The following is a 23470-nucleotide window of genomic DNA, read 5'->3' on the forward strand; positions in this document are numbered from 1 at the left end:
ATGCTTTGGGTAGCAGTGTTGCAAAGTCATTAGGTGGTGGCGCTGGATATGATAAGGAAGGCAATTTGAAAGCACCAAGCTTTAAGGTTAAAACAGTTAAGGATAATGGTGAATCTGAAGAACAAGAGTATAAGAATGTAGCAGAAGCTTTAACTGGCGTCGGTAGTTCTTTCACAAATATAAAAAATGAAATAACCAACCAGATTAATCATCTTCAATCAGATGATTCAGCGGTTGTTCATTATGATAAAAAAGAAAAAGATGAAATTGATTATACGAGTGTAACTTTAGGTAAGGGTAAGAATTCTACAGCTGTTGGTCTTCATAATGTTGCAGATGGTCAGATTGCCAATGGTTCCCATGATGCGGTTACCGGAGGTCAGATTAACCGGATCTCTCAAGATGTTGCAAAGTTCTTAGGTGGAGATACAAGTTTTGAGAAAGGTGTCTTTACAGGACCAAGCTATAAATTATCGAGTGTTGATACATATGGTCAGGTAAAATCGACAGAGTTTACCGATGTTGGTTCAGCGTTTACTGGTCTTGATAAGAATATTAAGAATGTAAATGATCGTATTAAGGAAGTCTCAGAGGGTGTTGCTCAGGATTCTTTATCGTGGAGTAAGGATGATAATGCCTTTAGTGCACAACATGGAGAAGGCAAAGAGAGAACAGCTAGCAAGATTACCCACATTTTGGATGGTAATGTTACTAAGGGCTCTACGGATGCAGTTAATGGTTCCCAACTTTATTCGATGAACAATACATTGGCGAGCTATTTGGGTGGTGGAGCTGCATACAAAGAAGGCAACTGGGTAGCTCCAAGCTTCAAAGTTAATACAGTTAATACTGCTGGTGATAAGGTTGAAGAGAAGAGCTATGATAATGTTGCAGCAGCTTTTGAAGGAGTAGGAAGTTCTTTCACGAATCTTCATAATGAAGTGACGAATGCTGTTACGAATATTAACAATCATATTAACAATGTTGTGAGTGATAGTCTTGTTAAGCAGGATGCTGAGAGCAAGGTGATCAAGATCGGTGCGGAAAAAGGTGGTACCAGCATTAACATTGCCAACAGTGGTGATGCCGCTCGGACCCTCACAGGCGTGAAAGCTGGATCGCTTACAGAAGCATCGACCGATGCCGTGAATGGCTCTCAGCTTTATTCGATGAATAATACGTTAGCGAGCTATTTAGGTGGCGGTGCTGAATATAAAGAAGGCAACTGGGTAGCTCCAAGCTTCAAGGTTCATACAGTAAGTTCTGATGGTAGCAAGGTTGAAGAGCAGAGCTATAAGACAGTAGCGGAAGCGTTTGCTGGAGTTGGAAGTTCTTTCACGAATATTCATAAAGAGCTTAAGAATGAGATTAACCAAGTTGTGGGAGACAGTCTTGTTAAGCAAGATGAGAAGACCCATGTTATTGCGGTTGGAGGTGAAAAGAGCGGAACTGAAGTTACGTTTGCGAATACCGATGGAGCGTCACGGAGCCTCACAGGTGTAAAAGCCGGATCGCTCACCGAAACATCGACAGAAGCCGTAAATGGTAGTCAGCTTTTTGCGACCAATCAGAATGTTACGACAGTAAGGAATGATCTTAAAACAGTTTCTGAGAATACTTCGAAGTACTTAGGAGGTGGAGCCGATGTATTAAAAGGTGTTGCACCGACTTATACGGTTCAGGATAAGAGTTATCAGAGTGTAGCGGAAGCATTTGGTGGTGTTGATCGTTCATTCACACAGCTTCATGAAGAGATTTCAAAGAATACGAATGAGGTTAGTGAAAATATTAAGCAGAATGCGTTGTTATGGAGTGAATCTGAGAAAGCCTTTAGCGCTCAGCATGGAGAAGGCAAAGACAGAACCTCTAGCAAGATCACATCTCTTGCGAATGGAGATATTACTGCAAACTCCACGGATGCGGTGAATGGTTCTCAGCTATATTCTATGAATCAGACGCTTGCGAGCTATTTTGGTGGTGGAGCTAAGTTTGAGAATGGTCAGTGGATTGCTCCAAGCTTTAAGGTTAACACTGTCAGCGAGGATGGTAGCAAGGTTGAAGAGAAGAGCTATGATGATGTAGCAAAAGCCTTTGCGAGTGTTGGTACATCTTTCAGCAATCTTCATAATGAGATGACGAATGCTGTTACGAATATTAACAATCAGATTAGCCAAGTTGTCAGTGATAGTCTTGTTAAGCAGGATGCTACAACGAACCTCATCAACATTGGTAAAGAAGTAGCCGGTACTGAAATCAATATTGCCAACAAGGATAGTGAGGATCGTACACTTTCTGGTGTTAAGGCAGCAGTAAATGATAATGAAGCTGTTAATAAAGCTCAGCTTGATCAAAGTTTGGAGCAGCTTTCTAACAGTCTTCAGTCAGATGATTCAGCGGTTGTTCTTTACGATAAGAAGGAAAATGGTGAGACTGATTATACGAGTGTAACTCTTGGAAAAGGCTCAAATGCAGCCCCTGTTGCATTGCATAATGTTGCAGACGGTCAGATTGCTGAGAATTCGCATGATGCGGTTACAGGCGGTCAGATTAACCGGATCTCTCAAGATGTTGCAAAGTTCTTAGGTGGAGAAACATCCTTTAAAGATGGTACCTTTACAGGTCCAACCTATAAGTTATCTCAGGTTGATGAAAAGGGAGAAGCGAAGCAGGCAGAGTTTAAAGATGTAGGTTCTGCGTTTACTGGTCTTGATACGAATATCAAGAATGTGAACAATCATCTCACGAATGTTGTGCAAGACTTTACTCAACAAATCACGGATATTACTGAGGAAGTTAAAGGTGATGCGTTGTTATGGAGTGAAGATAAAGAGGCATTTGTAGCGACCCATGGCACTGATGCTGAGAAGAAGAATAGCAAGATCACATCTCTTGCGAATGGAGATATTACTGCAAACTCCACGGATGCGATCAATGGATCACAGCTATATTCGATGAACAATACACTTGCGACCTATTTTGGTGGTGGTGCTAAGTTTGAGAATGGTCAGTGGATTTCTCCAAGCTTTAAGGTTAACACTGTCAGCGAGGATGGTAGCAAGGTTGAAGAGAAGAGCTATGATAATGTAGCAAAAGCCTTTGCGAGTGTTGGTACGTCTTTCACGAATCTTCATAATGAGCTTAAGAATGAAATCAGCCAAGTTGTCAGTGATAGTCTTGTTAAGCAGGATGAAGAGAGTAAGGTCATCAAGATCGGTGCAGAAAAAGAGGGAACAGAAATCACCATAGCCAATAGTGATGGTGCAGTACGTAGTCTCTCTGGTGTAAAGGCAGGGACCCTTTCAGCAGATTCAACAGAAGCCGTAAATGGATCACAGCTATATTCGATGAACAATACGCTTGCGAGCTATTTTGGTGGCGGTGCTAAGTTTGAGAATGGTCAGTGGATTGCTCCAAGCTTTAAGATATTGAGCTTTAACGATGATGGAAGTTCTGAAGAAACGAGTTATAATAATGTTGCTGCAGCTTTTGCGGGTGTGAACCAATCATTCACGAAGCTTCATCATGAACTTTCAGAGACTGTTGAGCAGAATGCGTTGTTGTGGAGTGATGCGGATGAATCCTTTGTTGCCCTTCATGGCAAAGGTTCAGAGAAGCACAACAGCAAGCTTAGCCATCTTGTTGATGGAGATATTTCTGCGGGTTCGACAGAAGCGATTACGGGTAACCAATTGTATCAGTTGAATCAGACGTTAGCGGCTTATTTAGGAGGAGGCGCGAGTTATCAGGGAGGACAATGGACAGCACCTCAATTCCAAATAACACAGTTCAAGAGTGATGGCAGTTCTTCAGAGAGTAAGAGCTATGATAATGTAGCAGGTGCATTTGAAGGGGTTAATGGAAGTTTGTCAGGTATTAACGATCGGATTAATAATGTAGCGCAGAATGTTAGCTCGAACAGTTTGAACTGGAATGATGATTTAGGAGGCTATGATGGTCGTCATGATGGTAAGGACAGTAAGATTACGCATGTAGCGGATGGAGATGTATCGGAAGGCTCGAAGGAAGTTGTGAATGGCGGTCAGCTTTGGAAGACGGAGCAGAAAGTCTCAGCGGTTGAACAGCGTGTAGATGGTATTGACAAGCAGGTACAAGATATTGCGCTAGCAACGGATGGTTCAGTTAAGTATGATAAGGACGAGGCTGGTAATAAGACGAACAAAATCACATTAGTTGGAGGCAATGAAAGTGATCCTGTATTGATAGATAATGTAGCGGAAGGTCGGATTGAAAGTGGTTCGAAGGAAGCTATCAATGGCGGTCAATTGCATGATTATACGGAACAGCAGATGAAGCTAGTTCTTGAAGATGCGAAGAAGTATACGGATGAACATATTACTGATATAGTCAACAATGGTGTTAGTGAGTCCAAAGCATATACAGATATGAAGTTTGAGACGTTAAATTATGCCGTTGAGGATGTCCGCAAGGAAGCAAGACAGGCTGCAGCTATTGGTTTAGCGGTATCTAATTTGCGTTACTATGACATACCAGGATCTGTAAGTGTCTCATTTGGTAGTGGTTTGTGGCGCAGCCAATCTGCCTTTGCTATTGGGGCTGGTTATACGTCTGAAGATGGAAATATTCGCTCGAATGTATCTATTACAAGTGCTGGAGGCCATTGGGGCATAGGCGCTGGGATTACTCTGAGGTTGAGATGATAATAGAAAAAATGATTATTATGATAAAAAAGAGAAGTTTGTTCGTGAAAATTCTGTTTGCTCTTTCCTTAATAGGCAAGGGCGAAGGCTTTGCTAATGAGAACAATAGTGTTTATACAATTCATCCACCGCACTTATCGATACCTAAGGGAGAACCAGGTGAAACACGTCGAATTATTATGCAGTTTTATGACTGGACTTTAATTTGTGATGAAAAACAAAAGCTGAAGCTTAAGCAAGGTATATGTAATGTGACACAAACTGTTCATGATCAGGAAGGAAATACTATTTTTAGTTGGTCTCTTGTTTCTACGACAAATGGTCAAGCAGTGATGCTTTTTAGAACATTGCCAAATTCTGATATAAATGTTCCGATTCAAATGTTTGTGAAAGGTGAGAAAAAACCTGTTCTTATTCATTATACGCAGTGTAATGAAACGGTTTGTTTGGCACAATCACCTGTAGGGCCAGTTATTACTAAACAAATAGAAGAGGACAATAAAGTACGTATTTCCTATAAGCTTAAAGAGGGAAAGATATTTTCTTTTACTGTACCATTTAAAGGGTTAAATGCAGCACTTAATTCTTTGCGTCCTTAAAAATTCATCGAAATTTTTAACAAGAATTATTTTTTATAAATCATTGTGTTATATTTTTGAATACAAATTATAAGGTGAAATAAGTGAGAAGTTTTATGTAATATAAGGGAAAGATGATTTATTCAAAAAAATAGGTGTTTTATGAAGTTAAAGTCACCGTGAATACTTTATATAATAGAGGGTTAGGTTAAAGTTTTTCACGAATCTTAGAGAGTTATTGTGTTAGTTCTTAGCAATAGAAAGTTATTAGAAATACTCAATTTAAAATAAATGGAAATATGGCTTTTTAGCGTGGACTGATTAAGCATAATATTTTTCAACTGACATGTTATAATAATAAGTAAATTTATAATCCTAGAGAATTTTTTGAACGATAGTTGCTCTTTGTATTCATGAGATAACGCTACCATAATTGTATTTTGTCTGATCATGAAGCTTTTATTCTAGCATAATCACAGCTATTTCGTTGCATATAATAAATGAAGCTTATGTTTGGATAATGTAATTGAAAAAAGAAAAATTTTTTCTGATAAATCACGCCAATGTATAGATTTTTGCAGCCTTAAGCGTTAGCAAAGAGTATGATAGTGCTGGTTTGTTACAATAGAGGTTATTGCGTGTGAATGATATAAAAGAACATAATTTACAAAATTGCTGTGAATATAAACGTTTACTTTATATTTTTAAGTTCATAAAGAGAAGTATGACTTCATGGAAATAACCAAACGATTATACAAAGTCTGAATGATACGAGCGTAGAAAGTTTCGATGATAAGAAAAAAGAGAATGGTTTCTTGTATTTTATCATTTGATGCTGCATTGTTGCTTTATTTAGGAATGAGCAGAAGAGTTTTCGCGTTTATTTATTGGGGGAAACGCTCAAGGGATAAGAGAAATGACCCCGTTACATTATGGTTCAAAAGAGTTAAAGCAAGGAGAAACACACGATACCAAATCAAATCAGTTGTATGAGCAGTGTGGGAGTAATAAAAATAATCGCTCTGCATTGTCGCGAACAGAGGCATGCTCTATCCTTGTTGATATAAAGAGACAACAGAGACTCTGTGAACAGAAACAGATTTTGATTCAATCGGAGACAGCTTTTGAGTTTCATCATCAGACAATGATAGGTGCTCAAAAAACAAAAAAACTCAAAGCACCTTTTCTGCGACGGTTCTCTCAAGTGAAATCTCCACCTCTTTATGCGGCTCTTGATTTGGGAACGAATAATTGTCGTCTTCTTATCGCATCTCCTAGTAAACCTGGATATTTTCGTGTTGTTGATGCTTTTTCTCGTATTGTACGATTGGGAGAAGGTTTAATAAATAATGGTTTTCTTAATACACAAGCTATGGATCGTGCGATTGAAGCCTTAAAGATTTGTCGTTTAAAGCTAAAACAAAGGCATATTAAGCGATATCGTTTGATTGCAACGGAAGCTTGCCGTTCAGCAGAAAATGGTAGACATTTTATTCAGCGTGTTTTGGATGAGACAGGTCTTGAATTGGAAATTGTTGATCGGCAAACAGAAGCACGTTTTGCTGTTACAGGATGTAGTACACTTGTTGAACCAAATACTGAGGCAATTGTGCTCTTTGATATTGGAGGAGGATCATCGGAAATTGTCCTTCTTGATGTTTCTCAAAAGCGTTCTTTTCGTTTAGCGGGACAAATTACCGCTTGGACTTCTCTTCCTGTTGGCGTTGTTACGCTTGCTGAACGTTTTGGAGGGAATAATATTAGTTTAGATGATTTTGAAAAAATGAAAAGTTATGTGCGAGGGTTGTTAAATAATTTTTCAGATCGTCATAAATTAGGCGCGTTAGCGCAAGGATCAAAATTTCATCTTTTGGGAACCTCTGGTACGGTTACGACTTTAGCAGGGATGTATCTGAATTTAGAGCGCTATGATAGGAGAAAAGTGGATGGCATTTGGATGGATGATGCAGACATTACTCTTATGACAAAACGCTTATTGTCATGGGATATAGAAAAACGTGTCATAAATCCTTTTATTGGACGAGAGAGAGCAGATCTAGTTTTAGCTGGTTGTGCAATTTTAGATGTTATTCGAGAAGTTTGGCCAAGTCAGCGTTTAAGAGTTGCTGATCGTGGATTAAGAGAAGGAATTTTGATAGAGCTGATGTTACGCGATGGCGTATGGTGTCGTCGTAGAAAGAGCAGAGATTTCAAGCGTTAGACAATTAAATGTGGAGACAATGAATAACGATGAAAAAAACAACAAAAACCCCAACGGGTGGCTATGGAGGTTCAGGGTCACATGAATTATATCAGCGCGTAAAAAAGAAAGCTGGAACCATTAAAGCTTCATCACGGCGATGGTTAGAGAGGCATTTGAATGATCCTTATGTTCACCAATCAAAAGTAGATGGTTATCGTTCGCGTGCGGCTTATAAACTTATTGAGATGAATGAGCGTTATAAATTTCTGAAAAAAGGTCAAAAGGTTATTGATCTAGGGGCGGCACCGGGGGGATGGTGTCAGGTAGCTGAGCGTATCGTAGGGTCAAGTGATGAAAAACCTAGTGTCGTTGGTATTGATTATTTGCATGTGGATCCATTGCCTAGAGTTGCAATGTTGGAAATGGATTTTTTACATGCAGATGCACCGCAGAAATTAATTGAAACTTTAGGGACAAAACCGGATGTGGTTCTTTCTGATATGGCAGCACCAACAACAGGTCATCGTCAGACAGATCATTTAAGAACGATTTATTTATGTGAAGTTGCAGCTGATTTTGCTCTTTCGGTTTTGAAACCTGGTGGACATTTTTTAGCAAAGGCTTTTCAAGGAGGGGCAGAAAACACTCTTCTTGCAACATTAAAACAGCATTTTAAAAAAGTCTATCATGTTAAACCACCCGCAAGTCGATCAGAATCAGTGGAGCTTTATCTTCTAGCGCTTGAATTTAAGGGAAAAACAAAAATATAAGAATAGCACTTTCTTTTGAGAAGACTTAAACTTTACTTAATTTCTTTAAATGGGATGATTTTTTTCTCAAAGAGTTATCAGCGATCGTGACAGTTTTTCTGTTATCAATGATGAAAAACTGGTAAAATTAATATATTGCCTATAGAGGTAGAGAAATTGATTCCTCAGTGAGTGCTTCCAATGAAATTTCTTGATCAAGCTAAAGTTTATATTCGTTCTGGGAATGGAGGTTCTGGAGCAGTATCATTTCGCCGTGAAAAATTCATAGAATTTGGAGGGCCTGATGGAGGGAATGGAGGACGGGGTGGTGATGTTTGGGCTCTTGTTGTTGATGGACTTAACACGTTGATTGATTATCGCTACCAACAGCATTTTAAAGCAAAAACAGGAGGCCATGGCAAAGGGCGTAATATGACGGGTGAGAAGGGTGATGATGTCATCCTTAAAGTTCCGGTTGGGACGCAAATTTTTGAAGAAGATAATACAACGTTAATCTGTGATTTGACAGAAGTAGGGCAGCGCTATCGTCTTGCAAAGGGAGGCAATGGCGGTTTTGGCAATCTTCATTTTACAACATCGACAAATCGGGCACCACGTCGTGCAAATCCAGGTTTGGCTGGAGAAGAGCGTGCAATATGGCTTCGTTTGAAGTTAATTGCTGATGCGGGGCTTGTTGGTTTACCCAATGCCGGAAAATCAACTTTTTTAGCTTCTGTAACGGCTGCAAAACCAAAAGTTGCAGATTATCCTTTTACCACTCTCCATCCTCATCTTGGTGTTGTACGAATTGATGGTCGTGAATTTGTTTTGGCTGATATTCCGGGGTTAATTGAAGGGGCCCATGAAGGGGTTGGAATTGGAGACCGTTTTTTAGGACATGTGGAGCGTTGTCGAGTACTCCTCCATTTGATTTCTGCTCAAGAAGAAGATGTTGCAAAAGCATATCAAATTGTGCGTCATGAACTTGAGGCATATGGAAATAATCTAAGTGATAAAACTGAAATTGTTGCTTTAAGCCAGATAGATACTCTCACGATTGAAGAGCGTGAAGTTAAACAGGAAGCTTTGCAAAGAGTAGCGGGACAACCTGTTATGATGTTTTCTGCTGTGAGTCGTGAAGGTTTAGAAAATGTACTGCGTGCTGGTGCACATATTATTGAGATGTCACGCAAAGAGGAGAGGGGTGAGGATAGCTGGATTGATTGAGATGACTGTTGGATTGCAAAAACTCACACACTATAAACGTATCGTGGTCAAGATTGGATCTGCACTTTTGGTTGATCCTCAGATGGGTTTACGCGTTGAATGGCTTAAAAGCTTGATCAATGATGTTGTTGAATTGCACAAAGGAGGCGTAGAGATATTATTGGTGTCTTCAGGCGCTATTGCTTTAGGAAGGACATTGCTACAGCTTCCTAAGGGCACTTTGAAATTGGAAGAAAGTCAGGCATGTGCTGCTTTAGGTCAAATTGAATTAGCAAAAACCTATGGGGATGCGCTTGCTCAACATGGGCTCAAAACAGGTCAAATTTTGCTCACTTTATTTGATACGGAAGAGCGAAGGCGTTACCTCAATGCACGTGCGACGATTAATGTGCTTTTACGTTTTGGAGCAGTGCCTGTTATTAATGAGAATGATACTGTTGCGACAAATGAAATTCGTTATGGTGATAATGATCGTTTAGCTGCACGTGTGGCAACAATGATGGGAGCAGATCTTTTAATACTTTTATCTGATATTGATGGTCTTTATACAAAGTCTCCTCATAATGATCCGACGGCTGAATTTATACCCTTTGTTGCATCCATTACGCATGATATCGAGAAAATGGCAGATGTTGCTGCTTCAGAGTTTTCACGAGGAGGAATGAAAACTAAGCTTGATGCTGGAAAGATAGCGAATGCTGCTGGAACGGCAATGATTATTACTTCAGGTAAACGTATGAATCCTCTGGCGGCAATTGATAGAGGCGAACGCAAGAGTTTTTTTGCGGCCGGTGAGAAATCTGTTAGTGCTTGGAAAACATGGATTTCTGGTCATTTAGATCCGTCTGGTATTTTGACGATTGATCAAGGAGCCATTAAGGCTCTTGAATCAGGAAAATCATTATTAGCAGCAGGGGTTATTGCTGTTGAGGGAAATTTCCATCGTGGAGATACGGTTGCTATTGTTGATACAAATGGGGTTGAGATTGCGCGTGGACTTGTAAGTTATGGCAAAGATGAAGCTGTACGTATTATAGGGCGTAAAAGCGAAGAAATAGAATCTATTCTTGGGTATGAGGCACGTTCTGCTATGGTACATCGTAATGATATGATTGTACGCTTCTTGATCAATTCTGTTTAAAAAGTTACTTTTGTTTTATTGTTTTGGTAGAGTGAATGATACGACGACTTTAGAAGAGAAAATAAAAGATATGGGGAAAAATGGTACGATGACTTTAGAAGAACAAATGAAAGATATGGGGAAAAAAGCACGCTCTGCCGCTGCAGCGATGGCTGTTGCTTCTTCTGAGCAAAAGAACAATGCGTTGGAAATGATTGCTTTAAGCTTAGAGGCTCATTCAGATGAAATTTTACGGGCAAATTGTCTGGATTTAGAGAAGGCTGTTCAGAATAATTTGAAAGCCGCAATGATTGATCGGCTCAAATTAGATGAGTTGCGTTTGGGTGCAATGATAGATAGCGTTCGCGAAGTTGTTTGTTTATCTGATCCTGTTGGGCAGGTTATGAGTGCGTGGACACGCCCCAATGGGCTTCATATAAGTCGTGTACGGACTTCGCTTGGTGTGATTGGCATTATTTATGAAAGTCGCCCGAATGTTACAATTGATGCGAGTGCTTTGTGCTTAAAAGCGGGCAATGCTGCGATTTTGCGTGGTGGTTCGGATAGTTTTCATTCTTCACATGCTCTTCATTGCGCGTTGGTACAAGGTTTAGAGCGCTCTGGTTTACCAAAAGATGCAATTCAAATGGTTGAAACGACAGATCGTGCTGCTGTTGGGGAAATGCTCAAAGGATTGGATGGAGCGATTGATGTGATCGTGCCACGTGGTGGAAAGAGTCTTGTTGCGCGTGTTCAGTCTGATGCGCGTGTTCCAATTTTTGCCCATTTAGAGGGTCTTTGTCATATTTATATTGATCAATCGGCCGATTTAGAGATGGCACGCAATATTGTTTTAAATGCGAAGTTGCGGCGGACAGGGATATGCGGTGCTGTTGAGACAGTTCTCATTGACCAGGAGGCATTAAAAAAATTTCTTCCTGTTTTGACTGCTTTACAGGAGAGGGGGTGTGAAATACGTGCCACAGAAGATATTGCGTTTCTTCTGCCAGATATAAAACTAGCTTCTGAAGAAGACTGGTCACATGAATATCTTGATGCTATTCTTTCTGTTAAAACGGTTGAGGGAGTTGAGGGAGCCATTGCTCATATTAAGCGTTATTCCTCAGGACATACGGAATCGATTATTGCTGAGGATATGGAAGTGGTGGAGAATTTTTTTAATCATTTGGATTCAGCTATTTTATTGCACAATGCGTCCACACAATTTGCAGATGGAGGTGAATTTGGTTTTGGAATGGAAATTGGTATCGCAACAGGAAAAATGCATGCACGTGGTCCCATAGGTGTTGAACAACTAACATCATTTCAATATCATGTTAGAGGAAATGGTCAGGTTAGAGCTTGAAAAAACCATTTTTTCCATGGAAAGATCGTATGCCACATGTTGAAAGATCCAATGTTGTGGGTCTTTTTGGTGGTTCTTTTAATCCGCCACATGCGGGGCATCTTCTTGTCGCAAAAGTTGCTATTCGGCGTTTATGTCTTGATCAGTTATGGTGGATGGTTAGTCCAGGAAATCCTTTAAAGGATTGTACACAGTTACTTCCTTTAGAGGAGAGAATGCGATTAAGTTTTAAGCTTATTGATCATCCGAAAATCCGCTTAACAGGTTTTGAGCAGGCTATAGGAAGCAAAGTATCAATCGATACAATTTTTCATATTCTGACCCATCACAGTGGGGTAAATTTTGTATGGATTATAGGGGCAGATAGTTTTACAACGATACATCATTGGTATCGATGGCGTGATATTGTCTCAATGCTTCCTATTGCAATTATTGATCGTCCTTTAGGCAATAAGGCAGCCCTCTCTTCTCCTATGGCACACATTTATCACCAGTTTCGTTTGGATGAAAAAGAAAGCGAACGATTACCTTTTATAAAGCCACCCGTTTGGACTTATTTGCATGGCCCTTTATCTTTTCAATCTTCAACAAACCTTCGTTTGAAGAAGAATGATTTTTCTTGAACAATTTATAAGATTCTGCTTCTCTTTAGAGAAAGCTTTTTTTACATACTACAAAAATAAGAAAGGAATATGGATCTGAAAAACGTTGTACAAAACCACTCTTACGATCTTATCCCCTTAACAGAAAAAAAAGTTTTTTCTGTGAGTGAGAGTCTAGAAATTATTCTCAAGAGTCTGGAAGCTACAAAAGCAGAAGATATTGTTACTATCGATATTCAAGGAAAGACATCTTTAGCTGATTATATGGTCATAGCTTCGGCAAATTCGCAGCGTCATGTATCGTCTATTGCCGATCATTTGTTCCGCACTTTGAAAGACAGTGGGCAGGGCTTTGCGCGTGTAGAAGGGCTTTCTGGAGGTGATTGGGTATTGATTGATACGGGTGATATTATCATTCACCTTTTTCGTCCGGAAATTCGTCTTTTTTATAATTTAGAAAAAATATGGATGGCTCCAGATTTAAATAATACAACATCGGTTCTCTTCGGAGATCATTAAAATGCAAATTTCTATTTTTGCAGTTGGTCGTATGAAAAGTGGAGCAGAGCAAAAATTGATTCAGCATTATTTGGATCGTTTTTCTAAAAGTTCTGGAGCTGTAGGATTTCATTTAAAAAAATTACAGGAGATACCAGAAAGTCGCGCTCAAACAGCATGTCAACGTATGGAGGAAGAGGGAAGGAGACTTATTGAATTTTTACCTGAAAAATGTCGATTAATTGTGTTGGATGAGCGTGGAGAGTCGATCTCTTCAGCTGCTTTTGCTGAAAAATTAGGATGTTATCGTGATGAGGGTGTTCGCGATGTTGTCATTGCCTTAGGAGGGCCTGATGGGCATAGTGAACAAATAAGGAATCGTGCTGATTTTCTTTTATCTTTTGGTCTTATGACGTGGCCACATCAAATTGCACGTATTCTTCTTACAGAACAACTTTATCGTGCTGTAACAATTGCAAATCATCATCCATATCACCGTTTTTAAATATTTTTGTTCAATTTTTAGCACTTATTTATATATTTATTAATATAGTTTTAGCTGACACCACTTAAAACATCTCTCGTGTATACGATGAGGTATCATGATTTTTGCAAATGAAAAAGTTTCTTCATAGAAAGATGCGATATTTATATGGGGAATGCGTGATATTTGTCATCCTATTCTTGAGTATGTTTTTTGGCTTTTCTGTATCGCATGCGGAAGATACAATGAGGAGTACAGAAGTACATAAAGAATTGGGAGAAATTCGCCAAAATATTTCACTTTCGCGTGAGCGTGTTGCTTTTCTTACGCGTCAAGTTGAACTTTTAAAAAAAGATCAAAGTGTTTTGAATGATGCACTTATAAAAGCAGCGAAAGAAGAACGTAAAGTGGCAGATGATATTGCTGAAAGGGAAGAAAAGCTTAAGAAAATGATAGAAAAGCGGGTAGAAGTCTATCAAAGTTTAAAAAGTCGTCGCGCTGAATTTGCGGAAGTTCTTGCCATTTTAGAACGTATGGGATTGAATCCACCTCCAGCTCTTATGATACAGCCAGAGGATGTGTTGGCTTCTATACGCAGTTCTGTGTTATTAGGGACTGTCATTCCTCAGATGCAAGAGAAAACACGAGATTTAACAGAGAAACTCAAAGAATTGACCAATTTAAGCAATTCCATTACTACGGAATATACGGTGTTAAAGACAAAACTGCAAAATCAAGCAGAGCAGCGAAAACACCTAGAGCTTTTATTAGCCCAAAAAAACAAACTACAAAAAAAATCAGAAAAAGAACTTACAGAACAGCAACAAAGAAATATTGCTCTTGCTAAAAAAGCGCAGTCTTTGGAAGAATTAATTTTAGAGCTTGACCGTCAGTCAAAACTTAGCTCTGATTCATCAATACAGATACGGAAAAGTTTACAATTGCTAGAGCAGTCCAATTTTGAGAGCCGAAAAGGTTCTTTACTTTTTCCTGTTTCAGGAAAAAGGATTCGATATTCTCATAACAACTCGCAGATAAGGCGTTTTGGTGAGACAATAGAAACAGAGTCAGGGGCTATTGTTATAGCGCCTGCGGATGCTTTTGTTGCTTTTGCTGGGCCATTTCGTTCTTACGGACAGTTAATCATTCTCAATGTTGGAAATGGTTATCATATCATTCTGACTGGAATGTCGAAAATTAATGTAAAACAGGGGCAGTTTGTTCTTTCAGGCGAGCCTCTGGGTATGATGGGGATGCAATTTATTGCAAATAGTGTCGCATTGGATATAGGAAAAGCTGCTCCAATGCTTTACATTGAGTTTAGAAAGCAGGGAAAGCCTGTAAATCCAACTCCTTGGTGGCAGACTGAAAAAATGAGAAGGAGCCAAAATGATTCGTAAAGTTATTCTTTTGGTCGCTGGGGTATTGCTCGGCGCCTGTTCAATGGTTATGGTGCAGTCTGTTGCTGCGAATAATGAAGATAACGCATATAAAAAGTTGGCCATATTTGGCGATGTTTTTGAGCGTGTGCGTAAGCAATACGTTACAGTTCCAGACGATAAAAAGCTTATTGAAAACGCTATCAATGGTATGCTCACATCACTGGACCCCCATTCATCTTATTTGAATGCTGAAGAAGCTAAAGATATGCGGGATTCCACGAAAGGAGAATTTGGAGGTCTTGGTATTGAAGTCACCATGGAAAAAAACTTAATCAAAGTTGTTTCGCCGATGGATGATACCCCCGCTTCAAAAGCAGGTATTCTCGCAGGAGATTTGATTTCAAAAATTGACGATGTACAAACGAATGGTCAAACATTGAATGAAGCTGTTAATAAGATGCGCGGGGCTCCTGGAACGCCAATAACCTTGACAATTATTCGTTCTGGCGTTGATAAGCCATTTGAAGTTAAGATTATTCGTGATATTATCAAGGTAAAAGCAGTGAAATATCGCGTTGAGGGTGATATTGGATATTTAAGAGTTATCCAATTTTCTGAGCAGACATTGGGTAATCTTCTGGCAGCAATTAAAGATATTCAATCTAAAATTCCTGAAGATAAACTAAAAGGTTACGTCCTTGATTTGAGGCTTAATCCGGGTGGACTTTTAGATCAAGCGGTTAATGTTTCGAGTGCTTTTCTCAATAAAGGTGAGATTGTGTCGACTCGTGGACGCAAAAAGAGTGATGTGACGAGATTTGATGCTAAGCCTGGAGATGTCACCAATGGAAAACCACTCATTGTGCTGATTAATGGTGGTTCAGCAAGTGCTTCTGAAATCGTTGCAGGTGCTCTACAAGATCACCGTCGTGCAACAATTTTAGGGACGCAGTCTTTTGGTAAAGGGTCTGTTCAAACGATTATTCCTTTGGGCGAAAATGGCGCTTTACGCTTAACAACAGCACTTTATTACACGCCCTCTGGCACTTCTATTCAAGGAACAGGGATCACGCCTGATATTATTGTAGAGCAACCACTTCCTGAAAAATATAAGGGCTATGATGTAAAAGTTGGTGAGTCTGCATTAAAAGGGCATATCAAAGGGAAACGAGAAAGCAATAAAGGATCTGGTTCAGCTGCTTTTGTTCCGAAAGACCCTAAGGATGATATTCAATTGAATGAGGCTTATAAACTGTTACGGGGTGAGATGGCAAATGCAGCATTTCCACCAGATCCCAATAAGGATATATTGAAGTGAGAAATGCTATCGATAGCTTGCGCTTTTGAGGAATATAAATGGATGCAGATGTTAACTTGAAGACTCTTCCTTATCGCAAATGTGTTGGAATTGTTGTCTTTAATCATGAGGGTAAAGTTTGGGTTGGGCGTCGTTTAATGGTGCCAGCTCATGCCGATATTGACGGATCTCATCGTTGGCAGCTTCCTCAAGGAGGAATTGATGAAGATGAAAAGCCATTAGATGCGGCCTATCGAGAACTTTATGAAGAAACGGGTATTCGATCTGTAAAGTTGATTAAAGAAGCACAAAATTGGTTCCATTATGATTTTCCACAAGAACTTATTGCATGCACATTAAGCAATAAATATCGTGGGCAAACGCAAAAATGGTTTGCTTTTCAGTTTACGGGAGAGCTTTCTGAAATTGCAATTAATCCACCACCAGATGGCAATAAAGCGGAATTCGATCAATGGAAATGGATAGATCTAGAAGCTCTTCCTTCGATTGCGGTTCCTTTTAAAAAGCATGTTTATATGAGTGTTGTCAGCGAATTTCGAGGTAGCCTTAGGTTATTATAAAAGCTATATGGATATTAGAAAGCTTTTTTTATAAAGATGCTTTATATGATGTATATTATTTATAGATGATAGACATGTTTCTCTTTTATGTAAAGAACAGGAATATAAAAATGAAAAAGTTATTTAATTTACTGATAGTTTGTACTCTCTTGAGTATTTCATCTGTTGCATTTGCAACAAATTCAAAGCCTTCTACAGCAAAAGAGGCAGCAGCGACATTGCCAAATGGAGCTTCTTCTTTAACTGAAACCTATGGCTTGTGGACCATTAACTGCGGGTTACAAGAAGGAAAAAAAGTTTGCTTTATGCACCGTCAAGAAGTGAATGAGCAGGGGCGTGTTGTTGTGGCTATGACTCTTATTCTCAATGCTGAGGGTGTTGTATCGGGTAATTTAACAGTTCCTTTTGGCATTTTGGTTTCTAAGCCTGTTCGTTTACAAGTTGATGAAGGAAAAGCTGTTATTGAAACCGGTATCCGGACTTGTGTACCAGCAGGTTGTATGGTTCCGGTCGTTTTTGATAAAAATCACGTAGCAGCTTTACGTGCTGGAAAACAATTAAAGTTAGCGATGACAATTGCTGCAGCAGGTGAACCACCTTTGAATGATTTATTTGTTCAGCTAAATGGTTTTAGTAATGCCCTTAACCGTTTGACTGCTTTGCAGAAATAATTTAAAAAATAAAATAAAAGCGGCTTTAAAAGTCCGCTTTTATTTTGTGCGTATAGTCTGAACATTAAAACGATAAGATTTAAAATTAATCCTATAATTGCGTGCTTTTAAAGTTTTCAGATTATTTTCTGTTTCTTCTATTTTCATTGCACTATTTTTAATTTTGATATTTGTTTTCTAGCTTCATGATCATTAAATAGAGAGATAAAGAATTTGGACTATTTAGTTTTTTATTCATGAGATTTTGAAATATAAAACGATTATTCAATATACAGATTCATTTTAATAAAGGTTTTCTATACGCTTTCTGTTTCCTTGATTGAAAGGGATAACGCATGGTTTATGCATTGCTTCAAACACTGGATTGGATTTTTGATCTTTATATTTATATTTTAATCGCTAGTGTCATTTTTTCTTGGCTTTATGTCTTTAATATCATAAATGTACGCAATCGCTTTGTTGTTTTGATAGGAAATTTTCTATATCGCCTTACAAATCCCGTTCTAAGCCCTATCCGGCAGATTTTACCGAATTTGGGAACAATCGATATTTCGCCTATTGTGGTGTTCATTATTATTTATTTTATTCGTAATTTCATGTGGCGCGCTTACGTAAATATGTATTTATAGAAATATAATTTGAGGTAAATACATGTTTTATCAAGTTGATAAAAATAACTTGATTTTGTTTGTATATCTCATTCCCAAATCATCCGTTGACAAAATAATAGGGATTGAAAGTAAGGATGGTGAGAAACAATATCTGGTTATACGCCTTCGTGCTGTTCCTGAAGATGGAAAAGCAAATAAAGCTCTCATTAAATTTCTTTCTAAGCAATGGAAAATTCCATCTTCTTCTATTTCTCTGAAAAGCGGTGCAACATCTCGCTACAAACAGCTTCACTTTTCAACACATTTAGAAGAGCTAAAGCAAATATGGCAATCCTTTAGAGGTTGTATCTCGTAGAAAAATAAATAATAAAGCCTATTAAAAAATAGGCTTTATTATATTAAAATTGTTATATTTCTTTATTGCGTTCAACGGCTTGCTTAATGAGTTCATGCGCGAAGTTCTTATCACGCCACCCTTCAATTTTAGCCCATTTCCCAGGTTCCAAATCTTTATAATGCTTGAAGAAATGTTCAATTTGTTTGAGTGTAATCTCAGGCAGATCTGTATAGTCATGAATATTGATATAACGTTTTGTTAATTTTGGCGTGGGAATGGCAATAATTTTTTCATCTTTACCACCATCATCTTCCATCATCAGAGCCCCGATGGGGCGAACATTAATCACACAACCAGGCATAAGTGGACGGGTATTACAGATAAGCACATCAATAGGGTCACCATCATCTGAAAGCGTATGAGGGACAAAACCATAATTTCCAGGATAAACCATTGAGGTATGAAGAAAACGATCAACGAATAATGCGCCCGACTTTTTATCCATCTCATATTTTATTGGTTGACCACCAAGGGAGACCTCCACAATAACATTAATATCTTCTGGTGGATTTTTGCCTACGGGTATTTCCTTAATATTCATTAGAGACATCCTTTCTGGGATAAAGTGGGGCTTACAATCAAATATTTGATCAAAGAGATTATGAAATTAGCTTGAAATTGATGCCCGTGTTTTTTCAAAACGTTTACGTTCATTAGGATCAAGATAAAGCTTGCGGAGACGAATATTTTTAGGAGTAACCTCCACAAGTTCATCATCTTGTATCCACGATAGGGCACGTTCTAATGTCATTTTAATGGGAGGCGTTAACTTTACGGCTTCATCTTTTCCAGAAGCACGCATATTGGTGAGTTTTTTTCCTTTTAACACATTGACTTCTAAGTCGTTATCGCGTGAGTGGATACCAATAATCATACCCTGATAGACTTTCACACCGGCATCAATGATCATAGGTCCACGATCTTCAAGATTAAAAAGAGCATAAGCGACAGATTCACCGTTGTCGTTTGAAATCATAACACCATTCACACGACCAGCAATGTCGCCTTTATAAGGTTCATAAGCATGGAAAAGGCGATTCATAATGGCTGTACCACGGGTATCCGTTAAAAGTTCAGATTGATAACCAATGAGTCCTCGGGTTGGCGCATAAAAAACAAGGCGGACACGATTACCTCCAGAAGGGCGTAATTCCACCATTTCACCTTTACGTTCAGACATTTTTTGTACAACAGTACCGGAATATTCTTCATCAACATCGATAACAACTTCTTCTATTGGTTCAAGAGTTATTCCATTTTCACCCTTTTGCATCACAACACGTGGACGTGAAACACTAAGTTCAAATCCTTCACGGCGCATATTTTCAATGAGAACTGCAAGTTGTAATTCTCCTCGTCCTGAGACGTAGAAAGAATCCTTATCCGCTGATTCTTCAATTTTAAGCGCGACATTGCCTTCTGCTTCTTTTAACAAACGGTCACGGATGACACGGCTTGTTACTTTATCTCCTTCTGTTCCGGCAAGGGGACTATCATTGACGAGAAAACTCATCGTAACAGTAGGAGGATCAATGGGTTGGGCAGTCAAGGGTTCATTGACAGCTGGATCACAAAAGGTATCTGCAACGGTACCTTTTTGTAGACCTGCAATCGCAACGATATCACCAGCACTTCCTTCTTCAATAGGTTGCCGTTCTAGACCACGAAATGCTAAAATTTTTGAAATACGTCCAGTTTCTAAAAGTTTTCCATCTTGCCCAAGAACCTTAACATTTTGATTGGGTTTTAGAGAGCTGGAATGGATACGACCTGTAATAATTCGTCCCAAAAATGGATCTGCTTCAAGAATAGTTCCAATCATGCGAAATGGTCCTTCTGCGACACGAGGAGAAGGAACATGCCGCGTCACGAGATCAAATAAAGGACCCAATCCCTGATCTTTTGGTCCCTCTGGGGCTTCAGCCATCCATCCATCGCGCCCAGACCCATAAAGAATGGGAAAATCAAGCTGTTCGTCGGTTGCATCAAGAGCGGCAAAAAGGTCAAAAACTTCATTAATGACTTCATCAACGCGTGCATCAGGTCGGTCAATTTTATTAATAGCAACAATAGGGCGCAATCCTACTTTTAATGCTTTACCAACGACAAATTTTGTTTGTGGCATGGGTCCTTCAGCAGCATCAACAAGTACGATGGCTCCATCAACCATGTTTAGAATACGCTCAACTTCTCCACCAAAATCGGCATGTCCTGGTGTATCAACAATATTAATTCGGGTATCTTTCCAAACGACAGATGTCACTTTCGCTAGAATCGTAATTCCACGCTCTTTTTCAATATCGTTTGAATCCATCATACGTTCGCTTGTACGCTGATTATCTCGAAAGTTTCCTGATTGCTTGAGAAGCCCATCTACAAGCGTTGTTTTCCCATGGTCAACGTGGGCAATGATGGCAATGTTACGCAATTGCATAAATTTTCTTCTTTTCGTTTAATGAAATTTCATTTGAGGCAAAGTCTTTACGTTCTGTGCCTGACTATTAAAAAGACCTTTTACATGTTTTTTTATAATTTTGGAAGATAGAGGCCATATTTTTATGGCAAAATGATTCCTTCAAGTCTTTAAGGCTCTATAAAGGCTCAATTGCTGGAGTTTTTTATCAACATCCAGATTCAATGCAACTGCATATTTGAGATAAATATAGAGATAATTAAGAATATTATAAGAAGCACTAACCTTTCTAGGATAGTTTAGAGAAAGATTTATGATCTTGATTGCTGAAATGCAAATACAGCCCGATTTATAAAGAAGTATGAAGACACCAAAGGAAAATTCTTCTCTTTACCGTTATTTTTAATTTACAGTTATGCTTTCAAAAGCATCTCAAAAAATACAGTTTAAACCATTAAGATTGGTGTCTTGCTTACACTTATTATCTTCTTTTAAAGAGGGATACCTTAATATCACTCATCCATTTCATGATAAGACCAATGAATGCTATAATATACGTGAATGGTGTATTATAAATGTTCTTGTGAAGCGTATAAAGCTCATTGATGCCCCCTATAATTATTCTTTCTCAGCTGTCAATATTGCGACAGCTTTTATATTTTGAGAGAGGACATAAGAAGTCTTTTACTCCTTTCTTGAATAATTTTCCATCCACACACTCATTACGTTTGTGACAGGCAAGAGGATGACTTTAATTGATAAAATATGAGAATGAGAAGATTTATGATGAGGGAGTTTTATGGCATTCTGCGCTATTATTCGATATCAAAATGATAAATTATCATTATAAATCAATTTATTATCTATAAAATGGTGTGCAAGAAAACAAAGAATGGGCTTGTTTTCTTATGGAAAAATCTGAAACGATATGACGAGATCTTTCCATAAGGGGATGTTTTTACTTCACATGTTTAAAGAAGAGTTCCTGACAAAATGAGGGACGCTACAGAAAAATAGATGATAATGCCCATGACATCGACTAGAGTTGCCACAAAAGGGGCAGAAGCGCTTGCTGGATCAAATTTTAAACCTTTAAGGATAAAGGGCAACATAGAGCCAGAGAGAGAACCGAAGGTAACGATGCCGACTAAAGCTGCACCTACTGTTGTTGAAACAGCAATCCAATGTTGTCCATAGTCATAGATACCGAGTTTTTGCCAAAGAGCGATGCGCGTAACACCAATAATTCCAAGTAAGAGACCAAGGGATAGGCCTGTTGGAATTTCACGAATAATAACTTTCCACCAGTCTTTCAGTGTGAGTTCACGTAAAGCCAATGCGCGGATAATAAGGGATGTCGCTTGTGAACCGGAATTCCCTCCTGAACTCATAATGAGGGGAATAAACAGTGTAAGAATAATTGCTTTTTCAAGTTCTGTTTCGAAATGTTGCATAGCGCTTGCGGTCAGCATTTCACCGATAAAAAGTAAAGCGAGCCAGCCGCCGCGTTTTTTCATCATTTCAGGAAACTTGATTTGCATATAGGGCTTATGAAGCGCTTCCATACCCCCAAATTTATAGGCATCTTCATTCATCTCATCGACCATAGTATCAAGCACATCGTCAACGGTTACAATGCCAATAACATGATTATTTTCATCAACGACGGGTACAGAGAGAAGGTCATGGCGCTGGAAAAGGCGTGCAATATCTTCATGATGTGTGAAAGGCGATATCGTAACGGGCGAGTCATGGGTAGGGACATTAAGAATTTGTTCATCAGGTGAGGCAAGAATAAGGTTACGCAGTGAAACAGCTTTAAGAAGAGTCCCTTTTTTGGGGTCAATCACATAGCTGGTATAAACTGTTTCACGTGTTCGCTCGACTTCACGAATGTGATCCAAAGTTTTTTGTATGGTCCAGTTTGAAGGAACTGCTATAAACTCCGTTGTCATCAGTGCCCCTGCTGTATGATCAGGATAACTGGTGAGTTTTTTAAGTTCAGCGCGCGTTAAGGGTTTAAGCAAGGCATAAAGCCGCGTGCGGGTTTCTTTATCCATTTCTTGAAAGACGTCTGCAGCAGCATCTGCAGACATGCCATCAAGAATTTCAACTGCACGATTTATGGGGAGAAGTTCTAAAATCGCAACAGGTTGTTCAAGCTCTGGTTTATCAAAAAGTTCGATAACATACTCAAGAGGCAGAAGACTGAGAATAGCGACACGTTCCATGATATCAAGGTCATTGATAATATCAATAGAGTCAGCAAAATGCAGACTTGTTAATTTTTCAGCGAGAGCTTCAGGAGAAAAATTTTTGAAGTCGAAGGCCGTTTTGATTTCAGTCATGATAAAATACCTCCTGAAAAATTGGAGAGTTATAAATCTAGATAAGATGATGAGATAAAAAATAATAAAAGTTTATGGAAGATTCGGAAAAAAACCTCCCCAACGATACCTCCAATTGTTAATATTTTAAGTAAAGTCAAGGATAAATTGCAAATTATAAACAATTTTTAAAAGAATCTACAGAAATGTTTTGTAAACAGTAGAGATGAAGCCTTTCTTCAAATTTTTTTATCAATAGGCAATTTGATTATGATGTGCGAGCGA

19 protein-coding genes are annotated in these 23470 nt (G+C 38.8%); 16 read left to right on the forward strand and 3 right to left on the reverse strand.

Annotated features, from left to right (window positions below; translation table 11 throughout):
- The 16 genes from T429_RS10050 to T429_RS0100080 all read left to right on the forward strand — a co-directional run.
- Positions 1-4679 (forward strand): Vomp family autotransporter (locus T429_RS10050; protein ID WP_051410878.1); only part of this gene is annotated, 4679 nt, incomplete at its 5' end.
- Positions 4676-5278: an invasion associated locus B family protein gene (locus tag T429_RS0100010; protein ID WP_005774993.1), complete on the forward strand. Its 603-nt coding sequence runs from the start codon at positions 4676-4678 to the stop codon at positions 5276-5278. The genes T429_RS10050 and T429_RS0100010, both read left to right, overlap by 4 nt.
- A gap of 895 nt (positions 5279-6173) precedes the next feature.
- Positions 6174-7478 carry a Ppx/GppA phosphatase family protein gene (locus tag T429_RS09645; RefSeq protein WP_005774206.1) on the forward strand — a complete coding sequence of 435 codons (1305 nt, stop codon included), beginning with the start codon at positions 6174-6176 and terminating at the stop codon, positions 7476-7478.
- Between the two features lie 29 nt (positions 7479-7507).
- Entirely contained in the window at positions 7508-8230 is a 723-nt protein-coding gene (locus T429_RS0100020) for an RlmE family RNA methyltransferase (RefSeq protein ID WP_005774205.1), read from the forward strand.
- 180 nt (positions 8231-8410) lie between these two features.
- Positions 8411-9436: a GTPase ObgE gene (gene obgE, locus T429_RS0100025; protein ID WP_005774203.1), complete on the forward strand. Its 1026-nt coding sequence runs from the start codon at positions 8411-8413 to the stop codon at positions 9434-9436.
- Between the two features lies 1 nt (position 9437).
- Positions 9438-10577 (forward strand): glutamate 5-kinase, encoded by a 1140-nt coding sequence (gene proB / locus T429_RS0100030; RefSeq protein WP_026500801.1) that lies wholly within the window; start codon positions 9438-9440, stop codon positions 10575-10577.
- A gap of 88 nt (positions 10578-10665) precedes the next feature.
- Entirely contained in the window at positions 10666-11922 is a 1257-nt protein-coding gene (locus T429_RS0100035) for a glutamate-5-semialdehyde dehydrogenase (RefSeq protein ID WP_026500802.1), read from the forward strand.
- A 29-nt stretch (positions 11923-11951) separates the two neighbouring features.
- Entirely contained in the window at positions 11952-12545 is a 594-nt protein-coding gene (locus tag T429_RS0100040) for a nicotinate-nucleotide adenylyltransferase (protein ID WP_005774200.1), read from the forward strand.
- A 69-nt stretch (positions 12546-12614) separates the two neighbouring features.
- On the forward strand, positions 12615-13043 hold the full coding sequence (gene rsfS, locus T429_RS0100045) for a ribosome silencing factor (protein ID WP_005774199.1): 429 nt from the start codon (positions 12615-12617) through the stop codon (positions 13041-13043).
- 1 nt (position 13044) lies between these two features.
- Positions 13045-13527 (forward strand): 23S rRNA (pseudouridine(1915)-N(3))-methyltransferase RlmH, encoded by a 483-nt coding sequence (gene rlmH / locus T429_RS0100050; protein ID WP_005774198.1) that lies wholly within the window; start codon positions 13045-13047, stop codon positions 13525-13527.
- 134 nt (positions 13528-13661) lie between these two features.
- The gene (locus T429_RS0100055) at positions 13662-14906 is read left to right on the forward strand and encodes a murein hydrolase activator EnvC family protein (RefSeq protein WP_005774197.1); all 1245 of its coding nucleotides are present in this window, start codon (positions 13662-13664) and stop codon (positions 14904-14906) included.
- Complete coding sequence (locus T429_RS0100060) at positions 14896-16206, forward strand: S41 family peptidase (protein WP_005774196.1); 1311 nt, start codon at positions 14896-14898, stop codon at positions 16204-16206. The genes T429_RS0100055 and T429_RS0100060 overlap by 11 nt, the downstream gene beginning before the upstream one ends.
- A 38-nt stretch (positions 16207-16244) precedes the next feature.
- Positions 16245-16766: an RNA pyrophosphohydrolase gene (locus tag T429_RS0100065; protein WP_005774195.1), complete on the forward strand. Its 522-nt coding sequence runs from the start codon at positions 16245-16247 to the stop codon at positions 16764-16766.
- Between the two features lie 110 nt (positions 16767-16876).
- Positions 16877-17437 carry an invasion associated locus B family protein gene (locus T429_RS0100070; protein ID WP_005774194.1) on the forward strand — a complete coding sequence of 187 codons (561 nt, stop codon included), beginning with the start codon at positions 16877-16879 and terminating at the stop codon, positions 17435-17437.
- 335 nt (positions 17438-17772) lie between these two features.
- Positions 17773-18066, forward strand: coding sequence for a YggT family protein (locus T429_RS0100075; protein ID WP_005774193.1), 294 nt, complete (start codon positions 17773-17775; stop codon positions 18064-18066).
- Between the two features lie 22 nt (positions 18067-18088).
- Positions 18089-18403, forward strand: a complete 315-nt coding sequence (locus T429_RS0100080) for a DUF167 domain-containing protein (protein WP_005774191.1) — start codon at positions 18089-18091, stop codon at positions 18401-18403.
- Positions 18404-18455: 52 nt separating this feature from the next.
- On the opposite strand, the gene ppa is transcribed toward T429_RS0100080, so the two are convergent.
- The 3 genes from ppa to mgtE form a co-directional block, all read right to left on the reverse strand.
- Positions 18456-18986 (reverse strand): inorganic diphosphatase, encoded by a 531-nt coding sequence (gene ppa / locus T429_RS0100085; protein ID WP_005774190.1) that lies wholly within the window; start codon positions 18984-18986, stop codon positions 18456-18458.
- Between the two features lie 66 nt (positions 18987-19052).
- On the reverse strand, positions 19053-20879 hold the full coding sequence (gene typA, locus T429_RS0100090; RefSeq protein WP_005774189.1) for a translational GTPase TypA: 1827 nt from the start codon (positions 20877-20879) through the stop codon (positions 19053-19055).
- Between the two features lie 950 nt (positions 20880-21829).
- On the reverse strand, positions 21830-23206 hold the full coding sequence (gene mgtE / locus T429_RS0100100; RefSeq protein WP_005774188.1) for a magnesium transporter: 1377 nt from the start codon (positions 23204-23206) through the stop codon (positions 21830-21832).
- Positions 23207-23470 lie beyond the last annotated feature (264 nt).

It is taken from the genome of Bartonella elizabethae F9251 = ATCC 49927 (assembly GCF_000518165.1).
GTDB classification, from domain to species: domain Bacteria; phylum Pseudomonadota; class Alphaproteobacteria; order Rhizobiales; family Rhizobiaceae; genus Bartonella; species Bartonella elizabethae.